28 protein-coding genes are annotated in these 26,173 nt (G+C 36.4%); 6 read left to right on the top strand and 22 right to left on the bottom strand.

What is annotated here, in order from left to right; translation table 11 throughout:
* Positions 1-3: 3 nt before the first annotated feature.
* From AAEU33_RS00730 to AAEU33_RS00650, 17 genes are all read right to left on the bottom strand, one after another.
* Positions 4-1,167 carry a hypothetical protein gene (locus tag AAEU33_RS00730; RefSeq protein WP_345990477.1) on the bottom strand — a complete coding sequence of 388 codons (1,164 nt, stop codon included), beginning with the start codon at positions 1,165-1,167 and terminating at the stop codon, positions 4-6.
* Between the two features lie 32 nt (positions 1,168-1,199).
* Positions 1,200-2,054 (bottom strand): transketolase, encoded by an 855-nt coding sequence (locus AAEU33_RS00725; RefSeq protein WP_273651083.1) that lies wholly within the window; start codon positions 2,052-2,054, stop codon positions 1,200-1,202.
* Between the two features lie 104 nt (positions 2,055-2,158).
* Complete coding sequence (locus tag AAEU33_RS00720; RefSeq protein WP_172283933.1) at positions 2,159-2,680, bottom strand: hypothetical protein; 522 nt, start codon at positions 2,678-2,680, stop codon at positions 2,159-2,161.
* 36 nt (positions 2,681-2,716) lie between these two features.
* The gene (locus tag AAEU33_RS00715) at positions 2,717-4,216 is read right to left on the bottom strand and encodes a sodium:solute symporter (protein ID WP_306614411.1); all 1,500 of its coding nucleotides are present in this window, start codon (positions 4,214-4,216) and stop codon (positions 2,717-2,719) included.
* A gap of 109 nt (positions 4,217-4,325) precedes the next feature.
* Positions 4,326-4,610 (bottom strand): GNAT family N-acetyltransferase, encoded by a 285-nt coding sequence (locus AAEU33_RS00710; protein ID WP_172283936.1) that lies wholly within the window; start codon positions 4,608-4,610, stop codon positions 4,326-4,328.
* Between the two features lies 1 nt (position 4,611).
* Positions 4,612-5,010 carry an OsmC family protein gene (locus tag AAEU33_RS00705; RefSeq protein ID WP_172283938.1) on the bottom strand — a complete coding sequence of 133 codons (399 nt, stop codon included), beginning with the start codon at positions 5,008-5,010 and terminating at the stop codon, positions 4,612-4,614.
* The gene (locus AAEU33_RS00700; RefSeq protein WP_273650800.1) at positions 5,010-5,228 is read right to left on the bottom strand and encodes a (4Fe-4S)-binding protein; all 219 of its coding nucleotides are present in this window, start codon (positions 5,226-5,228) and stop codon (positions 5,010-5,012) included. Before AAEU33_RS00700 ends, AAEU33_RS00705 begins: the two co-directional genes overlap by 1 nt.
* Positions 5,228-5,806, bottom strand: a complete 579-nt coding sequence (locus AAEU33_RS00695; RefSeq protein ID WP_345990473.1) for a TMEM175 family protein — start codon at positions 5,804-5,806, stop codon at positions 5,228-5,230. Before AAEU33_RS00695 ends, AAEU33_RS00700 begins: the two co-directional genes overlap by 1 nt.
* A complete protein-coding gene (locus tag AAEU33_RS00690) occupies positions 5,806-6,339 on the bottom strand; it encodes an NAD(P)H-dependent oxidoreductase (protein WP_273650801.1) in 534 nt (177 codons plus the stop codon). Before AAEU33_RS00690 ends, AAEU33_RS00695 begins: the two co-directional genes overlap by 1 nt.
* 33 nt (positions 6,340-6,372) lie before the next feature.
* Positions 6,373-7,272, bottom strand: coding sequence for a pirin family protein (locus AAEU33_RS00685; RefSeq protein ID WP_273650802.1), 900 nt, complete (start codon positions 7,270-7,272; stop codon positions 6,373-6,375).
* A 60-nt stretch (positions 7,273-7,332) separates the two neighbouring features.
* Complete coding sequence (locus AAEU33_RS00680; protein WP_172283947.1) at positions 7,333-7,650, bottom strand: GNAT family N-acetyltransferase; 318 nt, start codon at positions 7,648-7,650, stop codon at positions 7,333-7,335.
* A gap of 122 nt (positions 7,651-7,772) precedes the next feature.
* Entirely contained in the window at positions 7,773-8,648 is an 876-nt protein-coding gene (locus AAEU33_RS00675; RefSeq protein ID WP_345992719.1) for a pirin family protein, read from the bottom strand.
* 117 nt (positions 8,649-8,765) lie between these two features.
* Positions 8,766-10,166 carry an MFS transporter gene (locus AAEU33_RS00670; RefSeq protein ID WP_172283949.1) on the bottom strand — a complete coding sequence of 467 codons (1,401 nt, stop codon included), beginning with the start codon at positions 10,164-10,166 and terminating at the stop codon, positions 8,766-8,768.
* A gap of 236 nt (positions 10,167-10,402) precedes the next feature.
* On the bottom strand, positions 10,403-11,212 hold the full coding sequence (locus tag AAEU33_RS00665) for a hypothetical protein (protein WP_172283951.1): 810 nt from the start codon (positions 11,210-11,212) through the stop codon (positions 10,403-10,405).
* A gap of 216 nt (positions 11,213-11,428) precedes the next feature.
* Positions 11,429-13,102, bottom strand: coding sequence for an asparagine synthase B (gene asnB / locus AAEU33_RS00660; protein ID WP_345990470.1), 1,674 nt, complete (start codon positions 13,100-13,102; stop codon positions 11,429-11,431).
* 322 nt (positions 13,103-13,424) lie between these two features.
* On the bottom strand, positions 13,425-15,089 hold the full coding sequence (locus tag AAEU33_RS00655; protein WP_345990468.1) for a GLPGLI family protein: 1,665 nt from the start codon (positions 15,087-15,089) through the stop codon (positions 13,425-13,427).
* A 194-nt stretch (positions 15,090-15,283) separates the two neighbouring features.
* The gene (locus AAEU33_RS00650; RefSeq protein WP_172283955.1) at positions 15,284-16,489 is read right to left on the bottom strand and encodes an RsmB/NOP family class I SAM-dependent RNA methyltransferase; all 1,206 of its coding nucleotides are present in this window, start codon (positions 16,487-16,489) and stop codon (positions 15,284-15,286) included.
* A gap of 219 nt (positions 16,490-16,708) precedes the next feature.
* On the opposite strand from AAEU33_RS00650, the gene AAEU33_RS00645 reads away from it, so the two are divergent.
* Positions 16,709-17,053, top strand: coding sequence for a zinc ribbon domain-containing protein YjdM (locus tag AAEU33_RS00645; protein WP_273650805.1), 345 nt, complete (start codon positions 16,709-16,711; stop codon positions 17,051-17,053).
* A 367-nt stretch (positions 17,054-17,420) separates the two neighbouring features.
* On the opposite strand, the gene AAEU33_RS00640 is transcribed toward AAEU33_RS00645, so the two are convergent.
* Positions 17,421-18,356: an ATP-binding cassette domain-containing protein gene (locus tag AAEU33_RS00640; protein WP_345990465.1), complete on the bottom strand. Its 936-nt coding sequence runs from the start codon at positions 18,354-18,356 to the stop codon at positions 17,421-17,423.
* A 75-nt stretch (positions 18,357-18,431) separates the two neighbouring features.
* On the opposite strand from AAEU33_RS00640, the gene AAEU33_RS00635 reads away from it, so the two are divergent.
* Positions 18,432-19,091 (top strand): YceI family protein, encoded by a 660-nt coding sequence (locus AAEU33_RS00635; RefSeq protein WP_172283961.1) that lies wholly within the window; start codon positions 18,432-18,434, stop codon positions 19,089-19,091.
* 131 nt (positions 19,092-19,222) lie between these two features.
* On the top strand, positions 19,223-20,233 hold the full coding sequence (gene pheS, locus AAEU33_RS00630) for a phenylalanine--tRNA ligase subunit alpha (protein WP_345990463.1): 1,011 nt from the start codon (positions 19,223-19,225) through the stop codon (positions 20,231-20,233).
* 45 nt (positions 20,234-20,278) lie between these two features.
* Here the strand turns inward: pheS and AAEU33_RS00625 are convergent, their stop codons facing one another.
* Complete coding sequence (locus AAEU33_RS00625; RefSeq protein WP_172283964.1) at positions 20,279-21,049, bottom strand: DUF3108 domain-containing protein; 771 nt, start codon at positions 21,047-21,049, stop codon at positions 20,279-20,281.
* Between the two features lie 150 nt (positions 21,050-21,199).
* On the opposite strand from AAEU33_RS00625, the gene AAEU33_RS00620 reads away from it, so the two are divergent.
* Positions 21,200-22,255, top strand: a complete 1,056-nt coding sequence (locus AAEU33_RS00620; RefSeq protein WP_172283966.1) for an NAD(P)/FAD-dependent oxidoreductase — start codon at positions 21,200-21,202, stop codon at positions 22,253-22,255.
* A 12-nt stretch (positions 22,256-22,267) separates the two neighbouring features.
* A complete protein-coding gene (locus AAEU33_RS00615; protein ID WP_172283967.1) occupies positions 22,268-22,597 on the top strand; it encodes a 2Fe-2S iron-sulfur cluster-binding protein in 330 nt (109 codons plus the stop codon).
* Positions 22,598-22,777: 180 nt separating this feature from the next.
* On the opposite strand, the gene AAEU33_RS00610 is transcribed toward AAEU33_RS00615, so the two are convergent.
* From AAEU33_RS00610 to AAEU33_RS00600, 3 genes are all read right to left on the bottom strand, one after another.
* Entirely contained in the window at positions 22,778-24,223 is a 1,446-nt protein-coding gene (locus AAEU33_RS00610) for an aminoacyl-histidine dipeptidase (protein ID WP_345990460.1), read from the bottom strand.
* Between the two features lie 107 nt (positions 24,224-24,330).
* The gene (locus tag AAEU33_RS00605; RefSeq protein ID WP_345990458.1) at positions 24,331-24,819 is read right to left on the bottom strand and encodes a hypothetical protein; all 489 of its coding nucleotides are present in this window, start codon (positions 24,817-24,819) and stop codon (positions 24,331-24,333) included.
* Between the two features lie 19 nt (positions 24,820-24,838).
* Positions 24,839-25,444, bottom strand: coding sequence for a hypothetical protein (locus AAEU33_RS00600; RefSeq protein ID WP_172283973.1), 606 nt, complete (start codon positions 25,442-25,444; stop codon positions 24,839-24,841).
* Between the two features lie 116 nt (positions 25,445-25,560).
* On the opposite strand from AAEU33_RS00600, the gene recR reads away from it, so the two are divergent.
* Positions 25,561-26,172 (top strand): recombination mediator RecR, encoded by a 612-nt coding sequence (gene recR / locus AAEU33_RS00595; protein WP_172283975.1) that lies wholly within the window; start codon positions 25,561-25,563, stop codon positions 26,170-26,172.
* Position 26,173: the final 1 nt, after the last annotated feature.

Here is a 26,173-nt window from a genome sequence, read left to right as displayed (position 1 = left end):
TTTTTAATCTAGAGTTTTTAAATAATTATTTAATTTCTTTTTATCAGATTGATCAAGTTTTTCCTGAATAGTATTAAGATATAGAACTTCTCGCCTTATTTCATCCAAAGTAAGTTTGATACCTACATTGTGTCCTGTCGATTGTGTAAGATACATATCACACATCTGACCCACATAATTTCTCAAATGTCCTTTTACTTCTTTAAGCTTAAAGGTTGGAAGATCTTTTTCTAAATTTTTACAATGCTTAGGCAGTCCTTTCCAAAGAGTTTCAGCCGGAATGTTTGCAATAGCCAAGCTTCCGTCTTCATCCTGGTTCTCCTTATATGAAGAAACATAGTCGGGAATATAATAATAAGTCTCATCAGCATATGGAACTGCGGCTGTAGCAGCAGAATCAGCTACGATAGCGGTAGAATCAGTTGTTGCATATACGGAATCAGCCTTTGCATATTCTTCTTCCTGCTTTTTATAGGCAATCATCAGAGAGTCCTGTTTTCTTTGTCTGTCCATCATTGCTTTTCTATGATCAAAAAATACCTGATCTTGAGAATCTTTTACCGATTCCAGTACAAAGTATTCTTTATCATACGTTTTTTCAGGACCCACTTTTAAAATAAGGCCTTTCAGGCCGGAGCTCTTCATTTTTACGCCCGGAAGATACTGATTCAAAAGTCCGTTAAATACAGACATGTTATTGATAGACGATTGATCATCAATACACAATTTTAAATCTTCATTTTCCTTTTTCGTTCCATCTTTTGAACGGTAGTTGACCAGATAATGTGAGCAGGGCATTCCCAGAATAGTTTCTTTTGTATCCAGTTTTCTGGCTTCCAAAGTATACTCTTCCTTTTCTCCATAATCATAGCCACTGTACCCCAAATACATCAAAGCACTCAAACCTGAACCGGTAAGCCGGCTGTTCATTTCTAATGAAACCGTGCTTGTTCCCAATGCGTCGGTATAATAATACATGGGAATCTCTTTAATGTTCAGACGGGTGAGAAATTCATTATTCTTACTTGCATACATCTTTAGGGTAGGTAAAGAAGCTTTCTTATCAATCATTTGATAATTAAACACTTTAGAGAAAGAAATTTTCTTCTCTTGAGCGACTCCTAAAATAAAGCTTGTAAGCAAGCAGATTATGATGAATTTTTTCATGGAATACTTGATAATTGTGACAATCAAAGATATTAGTAATCTGCAGGAGCTTCCAGGTAAAGTTGCTTAAATGCTGTGTCTAATTGCTCGTCATTAGGCGCTTTACCATGCCAAGCATGACTTCCCATCATATAATCCACTCCATAGCCCATTTCAGTATGAAGAAGGATCGCTACCGGTTTTTGTTTACCTGTTTCTGTTTTTGCTTTTTCAAGAATAGCAATCACCGCTTCAAGGTCGTTCCCGTTTTTCTCTTCTAATACAGTCCATCCAAATGCTTCCAGTTTAGCATGCAGATCACCTAAACTCAATACATCATCAGTGTCACCATCGATCTGACGACCATTGTAATCGATCGTAGAAATAATATTATCCACTTTCTTTGCCGCAGCAAACATTAAAGCTTCCCAGATTTGTCCTTCCTGTAATTCACCATCACCATGAAGTGAGTAAACCAATGATTTATCTCCGTCTAATTTTTTACCTAAGGCAGCCCCTAAAGCTACAGAAAGTCCTTGTCCCAAAGAACCTGAAGCAATACGGATTCCAGGTAATCCCTCATGAGTAGTCGGGTGTCCCTGTAATCTTGAATCAAGCTTTCTGAAAGTCTTTAATTCCTCAACCGGGAAAAAGCCAAATCTAGCCAAAGTAGAATAAAAAACAGGTGAAATGTGGCCATTGGAAAGATAGAAATGATCCTCATTTTTACCTTCCATAGTGAAAGGAAGATGATAGTTCAATACTTTTCCATAAAGCGCTGTAAAGAATTCCGTACATCCTAAGCTTCCACCAGGGTGTCCTGAATTAACAGCGTGAACCATTCTTAAAATGTCTCTTCTGATTTGTGTAGTAAGAGATTTCAACTCTTCGATACTTTTACTCATTATATCTGATTTATTTGCACGCGAATTTACGATTTTTTACTGGCTTATGGAAATTCAAAATCCGGACGGAATGCCCGGATTTTGAATTATTTAAAGATTTGAAGCTTTTAGCAGCCTTCATTAAGCGATACTGAAATCTCGGTAACAATATTATCAACCAATTTAAAAGACAATATGGTTGAGGCATCACTGTCGTTCAGAATGAAATAACTTTGATTTTTAATGGGCTTGCCCTTATCATCCCATCCCGGATATGCACTATAGCTTGGATAATTTTTGTAAGCATTAATAATCTCATCTTTTGTACTGCCTACACCAATACCACTTTTGGTTCTGAATTTTTTGCTGGTTGTGGAAATGCCATATATACTATATCCATTAGTTTCTTTTCCATCATTATCATATTCCTGGCTGGTGCTGATCATAAGGATTTCACCATTGTATTTTACAGAGTTTTTATATTCTCCGTCGGTTATTTTCAGTTTTGTTCCTGAAATTTTTTCTATCTCCGCACTTTTCATAAATACTTTATAAGGGCCTATTCTAAGGGTTGAAACTTCAAAGTTTTCCTGTGCTGACACAAAGCTGAAAGCCAAAAGACCCAATAAAAGCTGAAAGATTTTTTTCATGGTATGTATTAATTATTTTGAGTTTGGTTATTGATTTTATTTTTTTCTGATGATTAAAAGCCCCAGGAATGTTAATAGTCCGTTGATGATCAGTAATTCCAGTCCTATTTTAAAGTCTCCGAAAATAGACGTCTGATACTTATCAATAAAATAGGATATAATAGGTGCTGCAATACAAACATAAGGAACAAGTTTGTCTTTAACCTTGTATGTAGTAAAAATACCAAAAGCGAAAAGTCCTAAAAGAGGTCCGTATGTAAATCCTGCTAATTTCAGGATCAATCCGATCATGGAATTATCATTGATGATCTTGAAAATAATTACCATAACCAGGAAAGAAAGCGCTACCAGAAGGTGAACATTTTTACGGAATTTCTCCTTTTTATGATCTGTCCATTCTTTCTTTTCCTTCATTCCAAAGATATCAATACACAAAGAGGAGGTAAGTGCTGTCATGGCTCCGTCTGCACTTGGAAATAAAGCTGAAATTAAAGCAATGATGAAGATAATTGAAATAAACCCAGGCATATGGTTTAATGCCACTTCAGGGAAAATCTTATCTCCAAAAATATCTTTCCCGTTCAGTATAAACTCCTTTTTGGGGATACCATCTACAATGACTTCTGTAAGGTGACCTCCCTGGCTCTCTCCAAAAAGATAAAGAAGGCCTCCCATATACAGGAACAATGAAATTACTCCTAACAAAATAAATCCTAAGGTTACCATATTTTTCTGAGAATCCTTCAGCTTCGTTACAGAAAGACTTTTCTGCATCATTTCCTGATCGATTCCGGTCATGGTGATGGTAATAAATGCTCCCGCAAGAATCTGTTTGATAAAGAACCCCGGAGAATTAAAATCCATTTCGAATATTTTTGTATAACCTTTACTACTCATGGCACTCAAACTCTGTCCAACGCTAAGATCCAGGTGGTTCAGCATGTAGATGGTGCAGATAATCAGTCCCAGAAGCATACATGAAGTCTGCAGGGTATCGGTCCACACAATGGTCTTTACCCCTCCTTCATAGGTATATAAAATAATCATGGCCAGAATGATGAGAGTGGTCACAATGAACGGAACTCCTAAGCTGTCTAATATGGTTACCTGTAGGATATTGACAACCAGGTACAATCTTGCTGTAGCTCCTACCAATCTCGAAACAATAAATATCCAGGCTCCTGATTTGTAAGAAAGCTGTCCCATTCTCTGCTGAAGATAGCCGTAGATGGAAGTGAGTTTAAGACGGTAATACAAAGGAAGCAATACATATGCAACGGTAATATACCCGATAAGATAGCCCAGAGTAATCTGCAGATAGGAGAAACTGTCTTTACCCACAGCTCCCGGAACGCTCACAAAAGTTACTCCGGAAAGTGAAGTGCCTATCATTCCAAAGGCAACAAGCATCCAATTACTTTTACGGTTTCCAATGAAGAAACTCTCGTTGTCACTTCCTTTACCGGTTTTATAAGCTACCCAGAGAAGCAGCGCAAAGTATACAACGATAATGGACAGTAATATAATTGGAGACATATTTTTGTAATTAAAATTTTACAAATATAGTTTTTTTATCTTCTGATAAAAAAGAAAAACCTTTCAGGGATCTGTCCTGAAAGGTTTTTCATCTTCCTTTTCCTGTTAACTAGACTACGACGTCCTGAAGATCTTCGTTTTTCTGGAAAGTAGCTTTCGCAAAAGGACAAAGTGCAATTATTTTTTTGCCTTGTTTTCTTGCGAAATCTACCGCCGCTAAAACCATTTCTTTGCCAACGCCTTTTCCGTTGTAAGCTTCCTCTACTTCCGTATGATCAATAATGAATCTTTCGTCTCCTGCCCAGGTGTATGTCATTAGCCCTGCGCGGTTTCCGTCTATGAAAGCCTCAAAACTTCCGTGTTTTTCGTCGTTGTTTTGTTTTACCTCTATCATATTATGAAAATTTGGTTAATATTTCTATATCGTTTGTTAGTATCTTATGTATCGGACACGCATCAGCAATCGTATGCAGCCTTTTCAATTGTTCGTCATCGAGGTTGGTTCCTTCAAAGCTGATATCTCTTTTAAAAACAGCTCTTTTGGTAAGGGGGAAATTTTCCAGATCAACCTCTACGTTGATTTTTTCCACATCCCATTCCTTCCTTTCAATATACATTCTTAAGGTTGCAGCAGTACAGCTTGCCAAAGAAGTGGCAAGAATTTCAAAGGGGTTGAATCCTTTGTTTTGCCCTCCTTTATCTAAAGGTTCATCCGTGATGATTTTATTTTCACCGGCTACTACTTCTGTATAGTATTTTGTTTTTCCTAAACTTGCTTTTACTGTTACGCCCATTATTTTTCAGTATTGATTTTGTAACTCAATGCCCCGGAAGGACATTGTTCTATTTGATTGATGAGTTCCTGAGTTGTTGCGTTTTCTACCTTGATCCATGGTCTGTCCTTTGGATTATAAACCTGGGGTAACATTTTTACACAAACTGCAGAGTGGATACATTTCTTAGGCATCCAGACTACGGTAAGATCTCCGTTGGTATATTCGTGTGTTTCCATTATTCTTCTTTTAGTAATTTTTCGATTCTTCTGTCCGGAATCAGCCATATAAGAGCAACAATGTAATAAAAACATAGAGCAATATAAGGATAAAAAAATGAAGTCGCGATTCCGGATATATAAAATACAATTGAAATATATTCCTTAAACCTGGAATGGATAGCTTCTTTTAACTTCGAATTCTCTCCCTCACAGCGGACAATTAAGTTTTCCATAATTGTATAGGCTATGGCGCACATGAACAATCCGATTCCATAGGCAGCAACCGGGTTTTTAGCGAAATGTGTAGTACCTATCCATTCCGTAGCAATCGGCATTAAAGAGAGCCAGAACAGCAAATGCAAATTTGCCCAAAGAATAGTTCCGTTGATCTTTTTGGCTGCCTGGAACAAGTGATGATGATTGTTCCAATAAATTCCCACATAGATAAAACTAAAGGCATAAGCCAGAACTTTTGGGATAATCGGTTTGAGACTTGCCCAGCTGTCACCTTCCGGTACTTTAAGTTCCAGTACCATAATGGTAATGATAATGGCTAAAACACCATCACTGAACGCTTCCAGTCTTCCTTTGGTCATCAGTTTGTAATCTCTGTTTTAAAATTTTTGATTTTTTCATTCAGCTCTTTGAGCATATCCGGATTTATGACACCACTTTCCAAATCAAAGTTTTCATAGAATTTCGGTAAGGAGAAGGTTTCCTTAATATCCGCTGCGAACTGGGGGAAGAACGTTTTGGCTGTATTCATTACATTTCCACCACCATAACCACCCGGTGAGGTGCTCATGAGAAGCATGGGCTTGTTCTGAAAAACCTTTACATTAATCCTTGAAGCCCAGTCAAATATATTTTTAAAAGCAGCGCTGTATGATCTGTTATGTTCGGCCAGGGAACAAATAATAACATCACAGTCTTCGATTCTTTTTAAGAATTCATGTGCAGCATCCGGGAATCCTTTTTTTTCAAGATCTACAGAAAAAACAGGCATTGTATAATCGTTAAGGTCAATTAAATTAATATCTTCATTTTGAAAATCCTTCAAAACAAATTTAACCAGTTCTCTGTTGATAGAGGTGGAAGAGCTACTTCCCGCAAATGCTAATATTTTCATGGTGTCTTGTCGTTATAAAATTTCTGTCCGGAATTATTTTCTGTTCAGAATTGCTTTAGGAAGCGGAACAAATTCGTCCTCATCTCCTGGAACTAAAGGAAAAGCATCGTGGTTCTGGTCATTCCAGTTTACCTTAGCCTGATCAATTACTTCTCTATCCGAATTTACGAAATTCCAGAATATAAAGCGCTCTTCTTCAAAGGGTTCGCCTCCGAAAAGATAGACGGTTGCATTTTCGCTCATTTCAAACTCACATAGCTTGGTATCCTTTGCAATAAGCAATTGTTTCGAGCCATAGGTGTTTCCTTCGATATTTACAGTGCCATCCAGAACATACATGGCCGCTTCACCGTACAAGTCCTGTCCGATGCTGATTTTTTGTGCCGATTTTGTTTTTATCTCAATGAAAAAAAGCTTACTATGAACGGGAACGGGAGATTTTTTTCCAAAGGCTTCTCCGGCAATTAGTTTGTAGTGGATGTCTCCATTTTCCCAAACCGGAAGTTCATCTGCCTCCGTATGATGGAACGTCGGTTCACTTTGCTCCAGATGTTTTGGAAGGCCTACCCAGATTTGAAAACCATGTAATTTTTTATCAGTTTCTCTTAAATATTCCGGAGTTCTTTCGGAATGTACCACTCCCTTTCCTGCTGTCATCCAGTTGACGGCTCCCGGTTTTATTTCCATGGCACTTCCGATACTGTCACGGTGAAAAATAGATCCTTCCAGAAGATAAGTTAAAGTGGATAGTCCGATATGGGGATGAGGTGGTACATCCAGATTTTGATAATCTTTTAATTCTGACGGTCCCATGTGATCTATAAAAACAAATGGGCCTACCGCTCTTTTTTCACGGAAAGGTAAAAGTCTTCCGACTAAAAAGTTTCCTATATCTGCGGCTTTTTCTTCTATGATAAGTCCAATATTTGACATAATTATGATTCTTTACGATTGCTGGTGTTATTTAATTAAATTATTTAGCTTTTTTAGATATTAAAGCTGGTCATATCTTTCAAACGTTACGTCCACAATGCGTTTCCATTCCGGATGCTTTTTAATGTAAGCAAAAACATAAGGACAAAACGGGAGTAATTTTTTAAGACTTTCTTCAATGTAAACCAATGTTTTCTCTACAACTGCTACGGCGGCTCCGGTACCTGCCAATTCTGGGTCAGCCTCCGTATGAATTAAAATGATCTGACTGTCGGTTTCACGGTAATCAATGAAAGCAAAATGGCCATTTACTTCAATTTCGAATCTCTTTTTTGATTCATTTTTTACAAGTGGAATATTTTCAAATTCTGGTTTCATTGTTTAAATTTTTGGCTGTATACTTAAAAAGTAAAAGTATTATGTTAAAGGTAATAAAAAAGCAATAATTAAATAACCGACTTAAGATTAAGATTATTTAATTATTGCCAAATTCTGTATGGTTAATCTTCTAAATATCCGAATTTTCCGGTGTTGAAATCTTCAAAAGCCTGCATGATTTCCTCTCTTGTATTCATTACAAAAGGGCCATGCGGGACAATGGGCTCATTGATTGGTTCCCCACTAATGATCAGTACCACTGCGTCTTCACTGGCTTCAATGGTAAATCCCTCTCCTTTGTTTTCAAATAATACCAATTGATCGGTTTTTGCTTTTTCATTTCCATTCACAATAATACTTCCTTCGATGACAAGGGCAGCAGTATTAAAGTGAGCAGGAAAATTAAAATCAGCTTTTCCGCCGGATTTTAATTTTGCGTTCATCATGTGTACCGGAGTAAAGGTATTTGCAGGTCCTTTATTTCCTGCATATTCTCCGGCGATCACCTCAATAAACCCGTTTTCTTTCAGATCAACGATCTTCATATCGGAGTTTTTGATGGCCTGATATTTAGGTTTGCTCATTTTATCCTGCGCTGGAAGATTCACCCAAAGCTGAACCATCTGAAAGATTCCACCGGTTTTAGACCATTCTCTTTCGTGGTATTCTTTATGTAAGACACCTCTTGCAGCGGTCATCCACTGAACGTCTCCCTGACCAATTATACCACCACCTCCCGAACTATCGTGATGTTCTACTTTTCCCTGATACGCTATGGTTACGGTTTCAAAACCTCGGTGCGGATGTACTCCAACTCCTCTTGGTTTCTCAGATCCGTTAAAATGGAATTTTGAATTATAATCGAGCATAATAAAAGGATCCATTCTTTTCATATCTAATCCTGATGCACCGGGTATAAAATTATGAACTCTGAACCCATCACCTACAAAATGGGCAGGCTTTGGAGATACTACGATTTCTACTTTTTTAGTTGTCATCATAATGTTGATTTTTTATAATAACAAAAATAGAGTAGATAAGAATCAATTGCATTGATCTGTGTTAAGTTCGGATTAGATTGATTTTCATGACTTATTATAGTCGAAATAATAGGGTTACTCCTTTGATTTCATATTCTTGCCATCTGAAATATGAAGTCTTCGGAATACCAATCCGGATAATATTGTGAGAAAACCAACTGTAAGAAAAGTATAGCGGAAAGCATTATGGATTTCTCCTTTAATAAGATCGGTACTTTCAAATATTTTTAGAACAATAAGACCAAAAGCAATTCCAAAACCAATGGCGAGCTGTTGATTTACAGATATTAATGAATTACCGCTGCTCGTCTGGAAATTTCTTAAATCAGCAATCGAAATGGTATTCATGGAGGTGAATTGGATAGAATTGAAAAAGCCTAAAACCGCTATGATCGGGATGAACCATAGAAGATTCGTATGAATATCAGGAATGGCCAGCATACATATTAATGTTCCAATGACGAATGTATTAACCATTAACGTCTGACGGTAACCAAACCTATCCAGGATTTTAATGACTGATGATTTTCCGAGTATAGCTGTCAGAGCCATGGGAGCAACGATCCAGCCAGACGTAACTGCTGTTTGTTTATAGGCGATTTGTATCATCAGGGGAAGTAGCAAAGGAACAGCACTGATTCCTAGACGGGTAGCCAGATTTCCTACAATTCCCACACGGAAAGTTCGCACCTGGAAAAGATTTAAAGGAAATATAGGATTTCCTTCCTTTTTTGCATGTTTATAGTAATAATATAGAAAGAGAAATCCTAAGATAAAGATCAGAAGAACCGGTGTTATATTCTGAAGATCCCCAAAAAGTTCAAGAGAAATGGATAGCAGGAGGGAGGCTGCAGCAAAAATCATAAAGCCTTTGAGATCGAAATCAACGTCCTTCGACTTGTAATTAGGCATGTACTTAATTCCCAGAATAATCCCTAAAAAGCCAATTGGGATATTAATAAGGAATATCCAGTGCCAGGATAAATAATCCACCATATAACCACCAACCAACGGCCCCAATACAGGACCGATAAGAGCGGGAATGATAGCGAAATTCATAGCTTTTAATAATTCACTTTTATCAAAGGTTTTAATGAGGGCTAATTTTCCAACGGGTGTCATTAAACTGCCGCCCACTCCCTGGATAACTCTTGAAATAACAAGGTGAGTGAGGTTTTGCGATAATGCACAGAATAAGGAACCCAGGCTGAAGAGAACCAGGGAGAAGATGAAAACTCTTTTTGTTCCGAATCTATCTGCTAAAAAGCCGCTCGCAGGCATGAAAACTGCCAGAGTCAGAACGTAGCTGATTATGGCGTTTTGCATATTGAGCGGAGACTCTTTTAGATCTTTGGCAATAGAAGGTAAAGAAGTGTTCAGAATTGTAGAATCAAGCATCTGCATGAAAATAGCGGTAGCAAGAATCAGTGGAAGGATTTTTTTAATCGACGTTAGAGATGAATTGGTTTCAGACATGTTATATCAGCTAGGATCTTTATATAATGTAGTCTTTCGATAAGTTTGCTATTTCGATCAAGGCAAATTGAAGAGATCATTCTGGAATAAAAATAAATGGATTGAACAGGTTTTTTCCCTCTCTTCCGGCCATTATCTAATGTAATGTATTTTGAAACTTAAAAGACTTGTTTCTTAGATAAAGAAATATGTATAAAATTAAAAAAGTCCTGTGAGATTTCACAGGACTTTTTGATTTATTTTTTAGTTTTTTCTACTCCTTTCCATTCATCGCCGGCTTTTCTGTACTGGCTTAAAATGAAAGTTTTAAAATCTGTTGTTTTATACTCGATGTTATCTGTATTTTGCTCAAACGGCATGATGTAATAGTAATCCACATCTGTTTTATCGGTTTTGTTCCCTTTTTTTACAGAAGGAACATATTTTGAAAACTTATAGTTGGGAAGATATTGTTTTAGTGAAGCATAAAACTTTTTATCTTCTTCACTCGGAATAATATCTACAATTTTAAAATCATCTTTTTTCTTGTCTATCCAAAGGTAATAAGTCTTTTCCTCCTGAGTTTTTCTATTCAGGGAATTGAAGGCAAAAAGTTCTTTAGGCACCAATTCCTTGATTTTTTCAGGATCTACCTTTGTGAAGTACTCACCCTGAGAAGGATCAACATACGTTTCAAGATTATACATTAAAACGGCATTGTTTTCAAAATTCTTATTCTTAAAGTATTGATTTAAAGATAATTCAGCTGTTTCGCGTAGTTCTTTTCCTCTGGCATCCAGCTTTTTGGTTGGATTCTGTGGGTTTACTTTTTTCACAAATTCATAGAGAACAACTGGCTTTACATCCTTAAGGTGCGGATAGGTTTTTAATTGTTCAGCTTTCGCAAGCCAGTAATATTGTTGATAATAATTTTCTTTTTCGTTGTCCTTTACAGTCTTATAAGTAAGTGCAAGTTTCTTTGAGTTAAGATATTTACCAAATTTACCCTGGCCAAAAGCAAAATTTATAGATAATAAAGCAAAAAAGATAGTAACGGTTCTTCTCATTTTATAATATTGATTTTTTCGTTTTCCAAATATAATTATTTATTAGATACTATTTTTGATTGTTAGTTAAAATCTGTTAATATTATTGATGTTTATTCAAAAGAAAATCCTGTATTGCTACAGGATTAATAAATTTTAGTTTCCGGGGGGTTGAAAGGTGAGTTGGAAAATTTTTTATCAGGGTGTTCAAAAACTCCTTTGATTATTCCCCAAATATTATCCCTCATAAGAAGTTTCGTGTACTTTTACAGCCCTTCCGCTTGGATCGTTCATTTTCTTAAAAGCTTCATCCCATTCCAGTGCAATAGGAGTGGAACATGCCACAGATGGTACAGACGGAACTGTTGCTGCCGCCGTTTCACTTGGGAAATGTTCTTCAAAGATCGTTCTGTATCTGTATTCTTCTTTATTCTGAGGAGTGTTCAATGGAAATCTGAATTTTGCATTCGCCATCATTTCGTCCGTAACCTCTTTCTCTGCCACTTCACGCAAGGTATCAATCCATGAATAGCCTACACCATCGGAGAATTGCTCCTTTTGTCTCCAAACAATAGATTCCGGTAGGATATCTTCAAAAGCTTTTCTTAAAATCCATTTTTCTATTTTGCCATCAGCGGTATCAATCATTTTATCTTTAGGGTTAATATTCATAGCAATGTCCATGAATTCTTTGTCAAGAAAGGGAACACGTCCTTCAATTCCCCAGCTCATTAATGCTTTGTTGGCTCTTAAACAATCATAAAGGTGAAGTTTTCCTAATTTTCTTACTGTTTCATCGTGAAACTCTTTGGCATTCGGAGCTTTATGGAAATATAGATATCCACCGAAAAGTTCATCAGAACCTTCACCTGATAGTACCATTTTAATCCCCATGGATTTGATTACTCTTGCTAAAAGATACATGGGAGTAGAAGCTCTTACGGTTGTTACGTCATAGGTTTCCAGATGATAAATTACATCGCGTATAGCATCCAGTCCTTCCTGAACGGTAAAATTAACTTCATGATGGACAGAGCCGATATGTTCTGCTGCTTTTTGTGCTGCTGCAAGATCAGGAGATCCTACTAATCCTACTGCGAAGCTATGCAGTCTCGGATACCATGCTTCCTGGGTGTCTCCGCTTTCAATTCTTTGACGGGCAAATTTTGCAGTGATCGCTGAAATTACAGAAGAATCCAATCCTCCCGATAATAGTACTCCATAAGGAACGTCGCTCATAAGCTGTCTGTGAACTGCATCTTCTAATCCTTGTCTCAGTTTTTTTATATCGCTCTCATTATCCTTTACATGATCAAAATCGGTCCAGTCTCTTGTGTACCATTGTTGAAGCTCCATACCGTCTTTACTGTAAATAAGATGTCCCGGTAAAAAGGTTTCAATGGTTTTACAAATTCCTTCCAGTGCTTTTAATTCTGAAGCGATATAGAAGTTGCCGTTTCTGTCCCATCCCTGATAAAGCGGGCAGATCCCCATATGATCCCGCGCGATGAGATAAACATCATTTTTGATATCATATAACGAAAATGCGAAAATACCATTAAGCTTTTCCAGGAAGTCTTTACCATACTTTTCGTAAAGTGCTAAAATAACTTCGCAATCGGATTGGGTTTGAAATTCATAGTTCGGAAATTCTTCCTTCAGTTCCCTGTGGTTATATATTTCCCCATTTACGGCTAATACAATATTCCCATCTTTAGAAAATAAAGGCTGCTTTCCGGATGTAGGATCTACAATGGCTAATCTTTCGTGAGAAAACACCACTTTTTCATTCTGAAAAACTCCACTCCAATCCGGACCTCTATGACGGATTTTTTTTGACATTTCCAAGACCTGAGGTCTTAATATTTCTGTTTTTTGTTTTGCGTCAAACAAACATACGATTCCACACATTTTTTATCATTTATTTAGGAGCAAAAATAGACTTGCAATTTAAAAAAGAAAACATTAATTAAATATAAGTTAATATTTTTAATTAAATAATCTATTTTAAAGAATTTAATTAATTAAATTGAATGATAAATATGATTTTGGTTAATATTTTTCTTACAGAAGAATACTATGTGTAGCTATACGAAATTAAAATGGGATATTTATTAATATATGGTAATTAATTATATGAATTTTTACTTTTACTTTGTGGCTCGAAATAATTTTTTTTCATCATTTGTGTTTTTACCTTCTTGTGATTAATATCACGAGAAGGTTTTGTTTTTTATTGAATTCCTAATAAAACCCCGGAAACATTCCATGAACTGAAACTTGTGCCCTCTGTAGGGCCTTGAGGAATTTTGATCTGGATACTGTGTTTTCCGGCCTTTAAATCTCCCAATGAAATAAATTCTGGATTCGTAACAGTCCCGGGACACCAGTTTGATCTGCTTAAATCTGATGAAGAGAGTCCATCCGGAAAATTTCCTGATGCAGGGCTATATAAACGGTATGAACCACAGTCTGTTCTCCATGGTGTAAAAGAGAAAATCATCTTTCCATCCACAAATATGGAATTGACTTTCGGAACGAACTCATCTCCGTTTTCCCATCCGCCATGGCCTGTCGTTATATAACGTAATTGCGCATTTTTCAGATCTTTTTTTAGAGTGAATTCTACGAAGAGTCCTTTCTCGGCATTAAACATGGTGGAATAATCCTGTCCCGCCATTTCCATGATGTTGACGGTATTGAACAACGGAATTACGGTATTGTTTTTATAAACAGTCTGATCACTTTTATGAATCGTAATTTCCAGATTTACTGTATGTCCGCCTTTATCATAGTTTCCTATAAAGGTTCCAATCCATAATTCTTTATCAGATAAAGAAGGCTTTAGTTCTGTAATATCCTGACGGTATGGACTGATTGTTTGCCAGTCTTTTCCTTTTAGCTGGATATGGTTGAATTTTTGAATCCCAAATGCGGTAAAGAAGCGCATCATTTCAATGCTCGGATCATAATTATCTGTAGGGATAATGCCATAATATTGCTTTCCATTTCCGTTTTCGTATACCGGAAGTGTTTTAGCACCTTTTTCCAGGCCATCAAAAAAGGATTGCGATTTATTCTGAGGAATAAAGAAAACGGTTCCTGTTCTGTCATAAGCATCACCATTGGATTGCTGTTTTAATTCAATGAAAACATTTTCTCCTTCAGATATCTTTGGAAACGTTACCTTTTTTAAGATAATTGTTCCATTTGCAAATCGTTTTATCTTTTCGTCGGATTTGGATTCGTCCGAGAAGTTGATCGTTTCGTTTTCAAAAACTTTCAAAGTAGTAAAGCGGCTTTTCCACAGCTGGTCTTTGTAACCTAAAAGATCTGTAGAGGTAATGGATCCTTTAATGATATCCGCAATATTGGTTTTTTTTACTTTTTTAATAGAAGTGGCAGTAATTAGAGAATTTTTATTTCTTTCAATTTCCAGAACCAATCCCAGGTTTTGTCCTAGAACTGAAGGTCCGCCACTTATCTTTAAATCTCCTGTGTACCAGATTTCTATTGTATTGGAGTTGATTTTAGTGACAGCCTTCCGGCAGGCATAGCCGAGAATTTTTTTTGTTTCATTGGTTAATTCAAAGGTCTGTCTGGCTACTGATTCTTTATCGGCAGTAGAAATAATCTCATCAGGCTTTAAAAACCCGTATGATACAATTGTATTTGAAGGTTTTTCAATTTTTGTAATTTCAAACGGATATTCGCTCTTTTGTTCCCTGATAGAGTTATTAAGGATGAAGTTTTCACTGCCGTTAACCCATATAAAAGTCGGTGACTGTTCTGTCTGTATTTTTCCGTTGTAAGAATTGGTATACTGTATTTCATAGGTTTGGGCAGATGAAACATAATACAGAAAAGCAAAGAAAGCAAATAAAAGTCGTTTACGCATGTGCGGATGGTTTATCACAAATATACAATGTCTTACAAATGTCTACCTGTAAATTCAATGGCATTTCATGAATAGGTATTCCAAGGATACCGAAATGTTACGAATATTGAGAAATTTTTTTTGATTAATGATGTATTGTAAAAAAAACTACTCCAGAAAATGGAGTAGTTAGTATATTTATAATGTAAGGCTGGTTAGGCTAACCTTTCTATAAGAGCCATATAGAATCCGTCATATCCTTCGCTAGGCATTACTTTTTCGTCTTTAATAAGTTTGAAGTCCGGGTTGTTTTTAAGAAATTCCTTAACCTGTCCGGTGTTTTCAGAAGGCAAAATAGAGCATGTGGCATACACCATTTTTCCACCTTTTTTAAGGATTTTAGAATAATCCTGAAGGATCTGTTGTTGTTCCAGTTTGATTCTATCAATGAAATCCTGGTCGATTTTCCATTTACTGTCAGGATTTCTTTTTAAAACTCCTAAGCCTGAGCAAGGAGCATCAATAAGAAGCCTGTCTGCTTTTTCGTGAAGACGTTTGATCACTTTATTGTCCGCGATCATACGGGTTTCAATATTATGAGCGCCTGCTCTTTTGGCGCGGCGTTTTAGTTCTGCTAGTTTCCATTCAAAGATATCCAAAGCGATGATCTGTCCTTTATTTTGCATTAGTGCTGCGAGGTGAAGTGTTTTTCCTCCTGCTCCTGCACATGCATCAACTACTCTTTGTCCTTCTTTTACATCAAGGAAATATCCTATTTTTTGTGAAGAAGCATCCTGAACTTCAAATAATCCTTCTTTAAAAGCTGTTGTTAAAAAAACATTCTTTTTTTCTTCCAGCTGTACAGCGTCCTGATAATTTCTCACGGTAAAAGAGGCGATACCTTCATCAGATAGATCAGAGATCAGTTCTCTGGGCGTTGTTTTAAGAGAATTTGCTCTCAAAACAGTAGGAGCCTGCTCATTTAAAGCTCTCATTTCCTTTTCCCAGCCAGCGCCTAATTCTTTTTCAAGGGTTTCAGCCAGCCATTCAGGAATAGAGTGTTCAATAGCTTTTGTAGGAACAGTATCTTTTTTTAGCTTTGTAATGATATCAGCGATTTTTATCCCGTCGAACTCCTCAAACTTTTTATAGTTTGTTTTGCTCCAAAGCAAATAAGCAAGAATGAGTTTGTATATGTTATTCGGTTTTACACCTTCTCCCATATAATACTCCAAACGCTTTTTCCAACGGATGATATTGTAAAAAATCTCAGAAACAACGGCTCTGTCCTGACTTCCCCATTTTCTGTGAGCCTTTAAAAGTCTTTCAATAACTTTATCAGCGTATTTGTTTTTTTCAAAAAATGTCTCCTGTAGGGCATCGTGAATTCCGATTGCCAGGTTTCTGTGAATAAGTTCCATAATTGCTTCTGCTGTTTTCAATCTGCAAAAGTACAAATTATAGTTGAGATTTGAGATTGATGAAGGAGATGGGAAACAGGAGGTACGATAGATGTTGATAGTTAATACATAAATAGATAAATAGGGTGGGTGATTTTTCTCCCGATACCTGATCTTATCTCTAAACCTTTCTGTTGACTTGATCCTTTAAAAAACTCTACCTTTGCAAAAAATTAAAATATGAGTGATATTGTTCTTTGTCCGAAGTGTGGTTCCGAATTTACTTATCCTAGTGACAACATGACGGTTTGTTCCCAGTGTTTTTATGAATGGAATGCTGATGAGGCAGCTGCGGAAACAGCCAATGAAGGTAAAATACTTGATTCCAATGGAAATGAGTTACATGATGGCGATTCTGTAGTGGTTATCAAGGACCTGCCGGTAAAAGGAGCTCCAAAACCTGTAAAAGCGGGAACAAAGGTGAAAAATATCCGCCTGAGACCTGATAGTGACCATAATATCGATTGTAAAATTGACGGCTTTGGTTCGATGGCTTTGAAATCAGAGTTCGTGAAGAAAGCATAAAACCTGATAATATATTCATTGATGCGTCTTTAGGGACGCATTTTTGATATATAAGGAGTTATAAGAAACAAAAAAAGGAAAAGATTGGACAGTGTAATCTTTCAAAGACTAGATTGCAGGATTCTGCTAATGTTCGTCCAGGAGGCAGAAAGAGAATTAACCAAAAGTTTCCTTATGCTATAGAATTACAAATGTAATAAAAAGTTTTAAAAATGAATTTCCGGAATCCGGACTTTTATCAACAAACTAACAATAAGCATATTAAGGATATGTTAATTTTTTTGGAAAAATCACCGAATCCCAAATTTACCTTTTATACTTTATACGTATAATAATTTTGTTTTTTCCACCATTGAGCAGTTCGGCTTTATGCAAAGACAATTTTTACGGGGCCTTCAATTTTGCTGTTGGTATATAAAACGACATCCTTTTCCTTTGCTCTTACTTTATTCCAATAATGGTTACCGGCAAACCTGCTCTCCAGAACTTCTGCATCCATACCGTTTTCCGAAACTTTAATTTCATGCGGGTAATAGGAAAATTTGGGGATCCCAAAATTCTTCATTTCATGATCGGTGAAAATATTTACTTCCCCAAAAAGTTTAGCAACATAAGGATTGTAAGGTTCTTTATAAGTTTCTTCCGGATGGGTGTTTTGGATCAGTCTACCACTTTGAAGAACAACGATCTGGTCTACCCAAGGTATAATATCCTGAAGTTCATGAGTTGAGATGATTAAGGAAATGTTATGTTGCTTTACATACCTGAAAAGCCTTTCCCGAAGTTCTATTTTTCTTGGAAAATCAATATTACTAAACGGTTCGTCCAGGATCAGGAGCTTAGGCAATATAGACAAAGCACGCGCAATAGCCACTCTTTGCTGCTGTCCGCCACTTAAATTTTTTGGGAAAACATCAGCATATTCCTGCAGGCCTACTACTTCAAGAAGTTCATGAACGGTTTCTCTTTTTTTTGATAGATTGATATTTGAAATAAACTTACCCACATTGTCTGCAACGGTGGAATAAGGCATCAGGTCAAAATTCTGAGCAACAAATTTCATTTGAGGTTCTCCGGGAACAAGATTGCCTTTCGGGCCCATAAGTGGAGTGCCGTCAAAAATAATTTCACCGCTTTCCCAGTCTAAAAGTCCATAAATTAAATTTAATAATGTAGATTTTCCACAGCCGCTTTCACCGGCCAGGGCAATGATTTTCCCTTCCTCAAATCGTATATTGAGGTTTTGAAAAAGAGGCTGGTCTTTACGATGTGAAAAATAAAGATTGTTTATCTCTAATAGCATATTACAAATGTAGTATTTTTAAAAAAGAATTATTTTTTTTATTATCTTAGCGAACGTAATAAAAAAATATCAAAAATGAGAAAAAAACTGTTTTATTTCGTTATCCCTGCCGTTTTTGCTACAGCTGTTGTTGTTTCTTGTAAAAAAGACAAACCGCTTACAAGTGAAAGTAATGATGTTACGACAACAAAAGAAGGTGCTCAATATGCATTGGATACTTTAAATAGTAAAATAGAGTGGAAGGGGTATAAAGTCTTCAAATCTGAAAGTACAAGCCATTTCGGAACAATTAAGTTTGAAAGTGGTGATCTTACAGTGAAAGATGGAAAATTAGAAAGTGGAAAGTTCGTTGCTGATATGAATTCATTAACATCTGTGGATTTAAAAGATGACGCAGAGCAATTAGGAAAACTGAACGGGCATTTGAAAAGCGGGGATTTCTTTGAAGTTGAAAAATTTCCAACTGCTTCTTATGAAATTACTAAAGTTACACCGGCAGCTGAAGGTGATTATAATACTTTATTGGATGGTAATTTAACGATTAAAGGAATTACCAAGCCGCTTCAGCTTAAAGCTAATGTGTCTGTAAAAGAAGGTGAAGTAACCGTAGCTACTGAACCTAAAGATATTAAAAGAGAAGAGTTTGGTGTGAAATTCCAGGCTCCTGCTGAAAACGGAGTGATTAAAGATGAGGTAACTCTTCAGATCAACGTTAAAGCTTTAGAAAAGAAATAATTTTTTTATTTAAGTGAAATAAGTGATTGAAGTCTGCCTCTGAATAAGGGGGCAGATTTTTTATGATAAAATAAGAAAGTTTTTAAACTGAAAAATCGTATTTTTGCAAAACATTTTGAAAGGGTAAAATAATGATAGAAAAGATAGAAGAACTACTCGTTGAGGTAAATAACTTCAATACTACATCTAAAGAGGAGATCGAAAATTTCCGAATCAAGTATAATGGTAAGAAAGGAGTTCTAAACGATTTTTACGAAACATTAAAGGAAGTTCCAAACGATCAGAAGAAAGAATTCGGACAGAAAGTGAATTCTTTAAAACAGGCTATTGCCATAAAATTAGAAGATCTGAAAAGCGCTTCTGAATCTTCCGTCGTAGTGGAGAAAGATGATCTTACAAAACCTGCTTTTCCCTTGGAGCTGGGATCGAGACATCCTATCAACCTGGTGAAGAACAGAATTATTGAGATCTTTAAATCTATTGGTTTTGCGGTAGCTGATGGACCTGAAATTGAAGACGACTGGCATAACTTTACGGCACTTAACCTTCCTGAATATCATCCGGCAAGAGATATGCAGGATACTTTCTTTATTGAGCAAAATCCTGATATTCTTTTGAGAACGCATACTTCTTCAGTGCAGATTCGTTATATGGAGGAAAACCAACCCCCAGTAAGAATTTTATCTCCGGGAAGGGTTTTCAGAAATGAAGCGGTATCTTCCCGTTCTCATTGTATTTTCCATCAGATTGAAGGGTTATACATCGATGAAAATGTAAGCTTTGCGGATTTGAAGCAAACCATCCAGTTTTTTACTACTGAACTTTTTGGAAAGTCCAAAATCAGAATGAGACCTTCTTATTTCCCTTTCACTGAACCTAGTGCTGAAATCGATGTGTACTGGGGATTAAACTCTGAAACGGATTATAGAATTACTAAAGGAACAGGATGGCTGGAAATTATGGGTTGCGGTATGGTGGATCCGGCTGTTTTAAAAAATGTAAATATTGACCCGGAAAAATATTCTGGGTATGCTTTCGGAATGGGTATTGAGAGGATTGTAATGCTTCTTTATCAAATGAGCGATATCAGAATGTTCTTTGAAAACGATATCAGAACTTTAGAACAATTTAAGACACTATAGAAAAAGCCTCCGGTAGGAGGCTTTTTTATGTTTGTTAGTGGCTTTTTATTTAGAAAACCTTAAGGGGTATTTTACATTTTTAAAATCGTCGATACTTGCTTTTAAAGAACCGACAGCTAATTCAGCTTTAAGTAACATAGGAACGTGATTAGCATCATTAGAAACCCACATGGTTACTCCCTCTTTATCTTTAAATACTCTCCCACTCATTACTGACGGAACGATTTTTAAGCAATTGATGACTCCGAACTTTGTCTTTAAATTTTCGGTACCTACAACCCTTAAACGAAAAGGAAACATTTCATCATCAATCCAAACATTCATATTAATTACCGTACCCACTTTAAGCTCCGTCTGGCTTTGGCTTCTGAGGTAATAAAAACAAGAAAGCATATCCTGTATTCCTTTTACAGACTTGATTACTTTTGAGCCGTTAGCCGGTGTTTTTTTATCCGTCAGGATTAGTGTATTGTTGTCATGGTTGAACACAGTTTCAAAATGTTGGCGATAGCTTCCTTCTTTTACATTTCGAACGTAGAAACTGGGAAGTCCCGTCTGTATATCAATGAAACTCTCATAAAGATCATCCACTTTAAAAAAAGCTTTTACAGCACCGGAGGTTTGTCCCGTTCCTTTTACATAGAGGTGGGGAGCTCCTTTGTAAGTTGTTTTTTGAGTTGTAAGCGTTGCATTTCCGGCAGTTAGTATTCCGTAATGAATCCTGAAAGTAATAGATTCGCCATCTGCTATATTATCAATCTGGCCAAAACCAAGAAAGAATACGAATAATGCAATGATATTGAGAATTTTCTTCATAATATGGTTTTTACAAAAACGCTGCCAAAATTAAAATTTTTCTATTTTACCCGTTATTTGATAAATCTCAGGTTTTTATTTAGACTCAATTAAATCAGCTTCGCGTTAAAATTAGTAAATTTGCAGTTATATGTAAAATTAAATTTTATTATGATTACTACCGACATATTGATTATAGGAGCCGGACCAACTGGACTTTTCGCAGTGTTTGAAGCAGGTTTGCTTAAAATGAAATGCCATATTATAGATGCACTTCCACAGCCGGGAGGTCAGCTTGCCGAGCTTTATCCTAAAAAGCCTATTTTCGATATTCCGGGTTATCCTTCGGTAAATGCCGGTGATCTGGTAGATAATTTAATGGAGCAGATCAAGCAGTTTCAGCCTGGGTTTACTTTAGGCGAAACGGCGGTTACGCTTACAAAAGTAGATGAGGAATGGTTTGAGGTTGTTACGAATAAAGGAACGGTTCACAGAGCAAAAGCGGTTGCTATTGCCGGTGGATTAGGAACTTTTGAGCCAAGGAAGCCTACCATCGAAAATATTGCAGATTACGAAGAAAAAGGTGTTGAATATTTTGTTAAAGAGCCTGAACACTTCAGAAATAAAAAAGTGGTTATTGCAGGAGGTGGAGATTCAGCATTGGATTGGAGTATTTTCTTATCTAACGTTGCCAGTGAAGTGACTTTGATCCATAGAAGAAATGAGTTCAGGGGAGCGTTGGATTCTGTAGAAAAAGTTCAGGATTTAAAGAACCAGGGAAAAATAAAATTAATTACCCCTGCCGAGGTTACTGCAATAAAAGGAGAAGGAAAAGTTTCAGCGATCACCGTTCAGGTAGATGGTGAAGAAGCTCATGATATTGAAACGGATTATTTTATTCCTTTATTCGGTTTAACTCCAAAGTTAGGAGATATTGCCAACTGGGGGCTGAATATTGAAAAGAATGCCATCGTTGTAAACAATGCGCTGGATTATCAGACAAATATTGACGGAGTTTACGCTATTGGTGATATTAATACATATCCGGGTAAATTAAAATTGATCTTATGTGGTTTTCATGAAGCAACATTAATGTGTCAAAGTGTTTATAACAGATTGAACCCTGGGAAAAAATATGTTCTTAAATATACTACTGTGAGTGGAGTAGACGGGTTCGACGGAAGCCGTAAAGAAGCAGAAAAAGCAGTTGTGAAAAAAATTGACTAATTTTGCAAAATTATGTCAGATATCAATATAAAAATTACCGATAGGGAAGGTGTAACGCACGATGTTATTGCACCAACGGATATGTCTATGAATTTAATGGAAGTTATCCGTTCTTATGAATTAGCAGAAGAAGGAACAATCGGTGTTTGTGGAGGAATGGCTATGTGTGCTTCCTGCCAGGTGTATGTGATCAATGATCCGGGCTTAACTGAAATGGGAGATGAAGAAGATGCTATGTTAGCTGAAGCTTTCCATGTGAAGGAAAACAGCAGATTAGGATGTCAGCTGCACATCGTGGAAGATATGGAAGGGCTTGAAGTAGAGATTGCTCCTTATCCTTAGAAAATTTTTAACTTAAAAATATAAAAGTCCTGAAATTTTTTTTCAGGACTTTTTTTATGTATTGGAAAATTTGGAATTCCCGGATAGCATACGTATACTGTATCTTTGAATTGTATTTTCCAGCTGATGAAATCATGTGAAGCCTATGGACTCCACATGAATGATTATTACTTTGAATAATTATTTCTGAGGAATATTCGCTAAAATTTCTTTCAGGAAGCTCCAGAATTTTTGTGTTGAAGGGATATTAGCCTTTTCATCAGGAGAGTGGGCTCCTCTGATGGTAGGTCCAAAGCTTACCATTTCCATTTCCGGATAGTTAGCACCGATGATCCCACATTCCAGACCTGCATGGCAAGCTACCACATGAGGCTTTTCAGTGAATTTTTCGGTATAGATCTTTTCCATGAGCTGAACGATTTCAGATCCGGGTTTTGGTTTCCATCCGGGATAAGAGCCACTGAATTCTACTTGCATTCCTGCCAGTTCAGAAACTGATTTTAACTGTTCTGCCACAGCATATTTAGTTGAGTCAACTGAAGATCTTGACAGGTTTAATATTTTTAAATTTCCACCTTTAAGTTCTACTCTTGCTACATTGTTGGACGTTTCTACAAGATCTTTTACATCCGGACTCATTCTGTAAACACCATTGTGAAGAGATTTTAGGACTAAAATGACCTTTTTAGAATCTTCTTCAGACAGGGCTTTATCAGAGCTTGTTGAATTTTCTATATTGATCTGAAGACCTGGCTCAACAGTTGCAAATTCTTCTAAAATTTCTTTTTTAAGACCATTGGTCAGTTCCTCAATAAACTCATTGGCGTTTCTTACAGAGATAATAGCTACTGCTTCTCTTGGGATCGCATTCCTTAAACCACCACCATCGATTGAAATCAATTGTACATTTTCTTTTGCTAAACCGCTGTAAAGCAATCTTCCCAAAATAATATTGGAATTCCCGAAACCTTTATGGATATCCATTCCCGAGTGACCTCCCTGTAGCCCTTTGATTTCAATTCTTACAATTTGTCCTTTCGCTGCTTCAAGCTCATAGTTTTGAGTGATAGTAACATCTATTCCTCCTGCACAGCCGATATCAATCTCATCATCTTCCTCGGTGTCAAGATTCAATAGGATCTGTCCGGTAAGCTGTCCTGGCTTTAATCCAAGAGCTCCGGTCATTCCTGTTTCTTCATCAATGGTAAAAAGTGCTTCTAAATCCGGATGCGGAATGTCTGAACTTTCTAAAATAGACATGATCGTAGCTACACCTAAACCATTATCTGCTCCTAATGTAGTTCCTTTTGCTCTTACCCAGTCTCCGTCAACTTCCATTTTGATGCCTTCTGTATCAAAATCAAAATTAACATCACTGTTTTTCTGACAAACCATATCCAAATGTGATTGTAATACAATCGATTTACGGTTTTCCATTCCTGCTGTTGCAGGTTTTTTAATAATAACATTTCCTACTTCATCTACTGTTGTTGGTAATCCCAGACTTTCACCAAATCCTTTAATAAATGCGATTACTTTTTCTTCTTTTTTTGAAGGTCTTGGAACAGCATTTAATTTGGAGAAATTCTTCCAGATAATCTGCGGTTCTATATTGGATAATTCCATAAAATTTATTTTTATCAAAATTACGAATAAAAAATGCTCCCGTAAATTCGGGAGCAGTCTTTTTTATTTTGGAGAGGAAATTTTTGAAAAGCGTAATTACAGGATGATTAGCATCCACATTCTCCATAAATAGGCAATGTGATGACAGTTCCGTCAGGTTTTTCAATGGTTATGGTCCCTTCAAATAATAGAGCTTCTTCTCCTTTGATTTTTTTACCTTTTACGGATATTTTATAATCGTCATTTTCTATTTCTTTGGTTAGAAGTTCATCAGCTTCCATATCGCTGGATGAGATCAGGTTCATGGCTAATCTTTTTCCGTCCAGTTTCATGTAAGCTGTTTTTCCTGCATCATCAGCATAGATGTACTTTTCCGCTTCGAAATCAGCTTTGCTTTTTGCAAAGTAACATGAGCATTCTTTAATCTCCTTGGGGAAGGCTATCGTTTCAACCAGGATTTTTCCTGAGCTCTCCACTTTTGCAGAATCCTGAACAATATTCAGTGAATCTTTGGGAGTGGTTGTTAAAACGTTTGGTTGTTCTTTTTTACAAGCTACTACCAAGAGTGCTGAAAAGATAATAATAAGGTATTTCATTGTTTGTGGTTTTAATACATTATCCTCTGGCTCTTTCAAGCAGAACCATCATTAATAAAGAAAGTATAACCAGACTTTCGTCCTCATCATCGATATCGATCATTCTGTCTAGCTGGAATCTTCTGCCAAAAAATGAAGGCATCTTTTTTAATTTAAAATATTCTTTTCCATCCACGCCTCTTACCGTGTAAGCAGGATTTAAGAAATATCCGGTAAACATACCGATGATCGGAATTTCACTTACCATCCCGTCGAAGAATTTTGTCCATGCATTATCTTCCGTTACTGTAAATTTAGGCTGATCATTTGCGTCCAGGATATTATAAGTTGACTTCCAGAGTGAACGCATTCCTTTTCTTGCCAGCCTTCCGAAGTTTTTTTTATCAACAAGATCATTTAAAGAGTAGGATGCATTAAAATCGATCCACTTATTGGCCTGTATCCTGAAAAGCTCCTTAGATTTGCTTTCATCATTAAAGACAATAACATCTTCCTTTAGCTTAAACATTTTTTGGCGAACATACGCCACATAGTTCCCGTTTCTGTCTGTAATGTTAAAATCACTGGCTAATGTTGTGATTTTGAATTTGAAATCCAGAGGATAATTAAGGTTGTTAAGAATCATTTAGTTTATTTTTTTCATATATTTTCCAAAGATATATCTTTTATTGGAGAAGGAGATGATTTATGCTTGAGAAAGCCCTATAGACTCATCTTTTTATATTATTTTTGTAAGTAATTATGGATTACCCAAGTAAAGTTTTGGCAAAAGCTGTGGATGAGATTTCAGGACTTCCCGGAATTGGCAGGAAAACAGCTTTGCGTCTGGCGCTTCATTTATTAAAACAGCCCAATTCCAGGGCCGTTGGTCTCGGCAATTCTCTTATCAGTTTAGTTAATGATATAAAATACTGTAAGGAATGTCATAATTTTTCGGATTTTGATGTTTGCGAAATCTGCAGCAGTTCCAAAAGAAGTGATGAGGTGATTTGTATAGTAGAGGATGTACGTGATGTTATTGCTATTGAAAATACAGGAAAATACACAGGGAAATATCTGATCCTGGGAGGTAAGATTTCTCCTATGGAGGGGATCGGTCCGAATCAGCTTAATATTCCAAGCATTGAAAGGAAATTGAATACAGGGCTGGTCAAAGAGTTTATTTTTGCTTTGAGCGCAACCATGGAAGGGGACACCACAGCGTATTATATTTATAAGAAATTTAAAAATTTCAATGTAAGTTTTTCAAGCATTGCCAGAGGGATTTCAGTAGGGGATGAACTTGAGTATGCGGATGAGATTTCTTTGGGCAGGTCCATTATCAACAGGCTTCCTTATAACGAAAAGGATTAAA

Source organism: Chryseobacterium sp. Chry.R1 (assembly GCF_039645525.1).
GTDB classification, from domain to species: Bacteria; Bacteroidota; Bacteroidia; order Flavobacteriales; family Weeksellaceae; genus Chryseobacterium; species Chryseobacterium proteolyticum.
The sequence above is the reverse complement of the archived record's forward strand: the minus strand, read 5'-3'. Positions and strand labels throughout refer to the sequence as shown.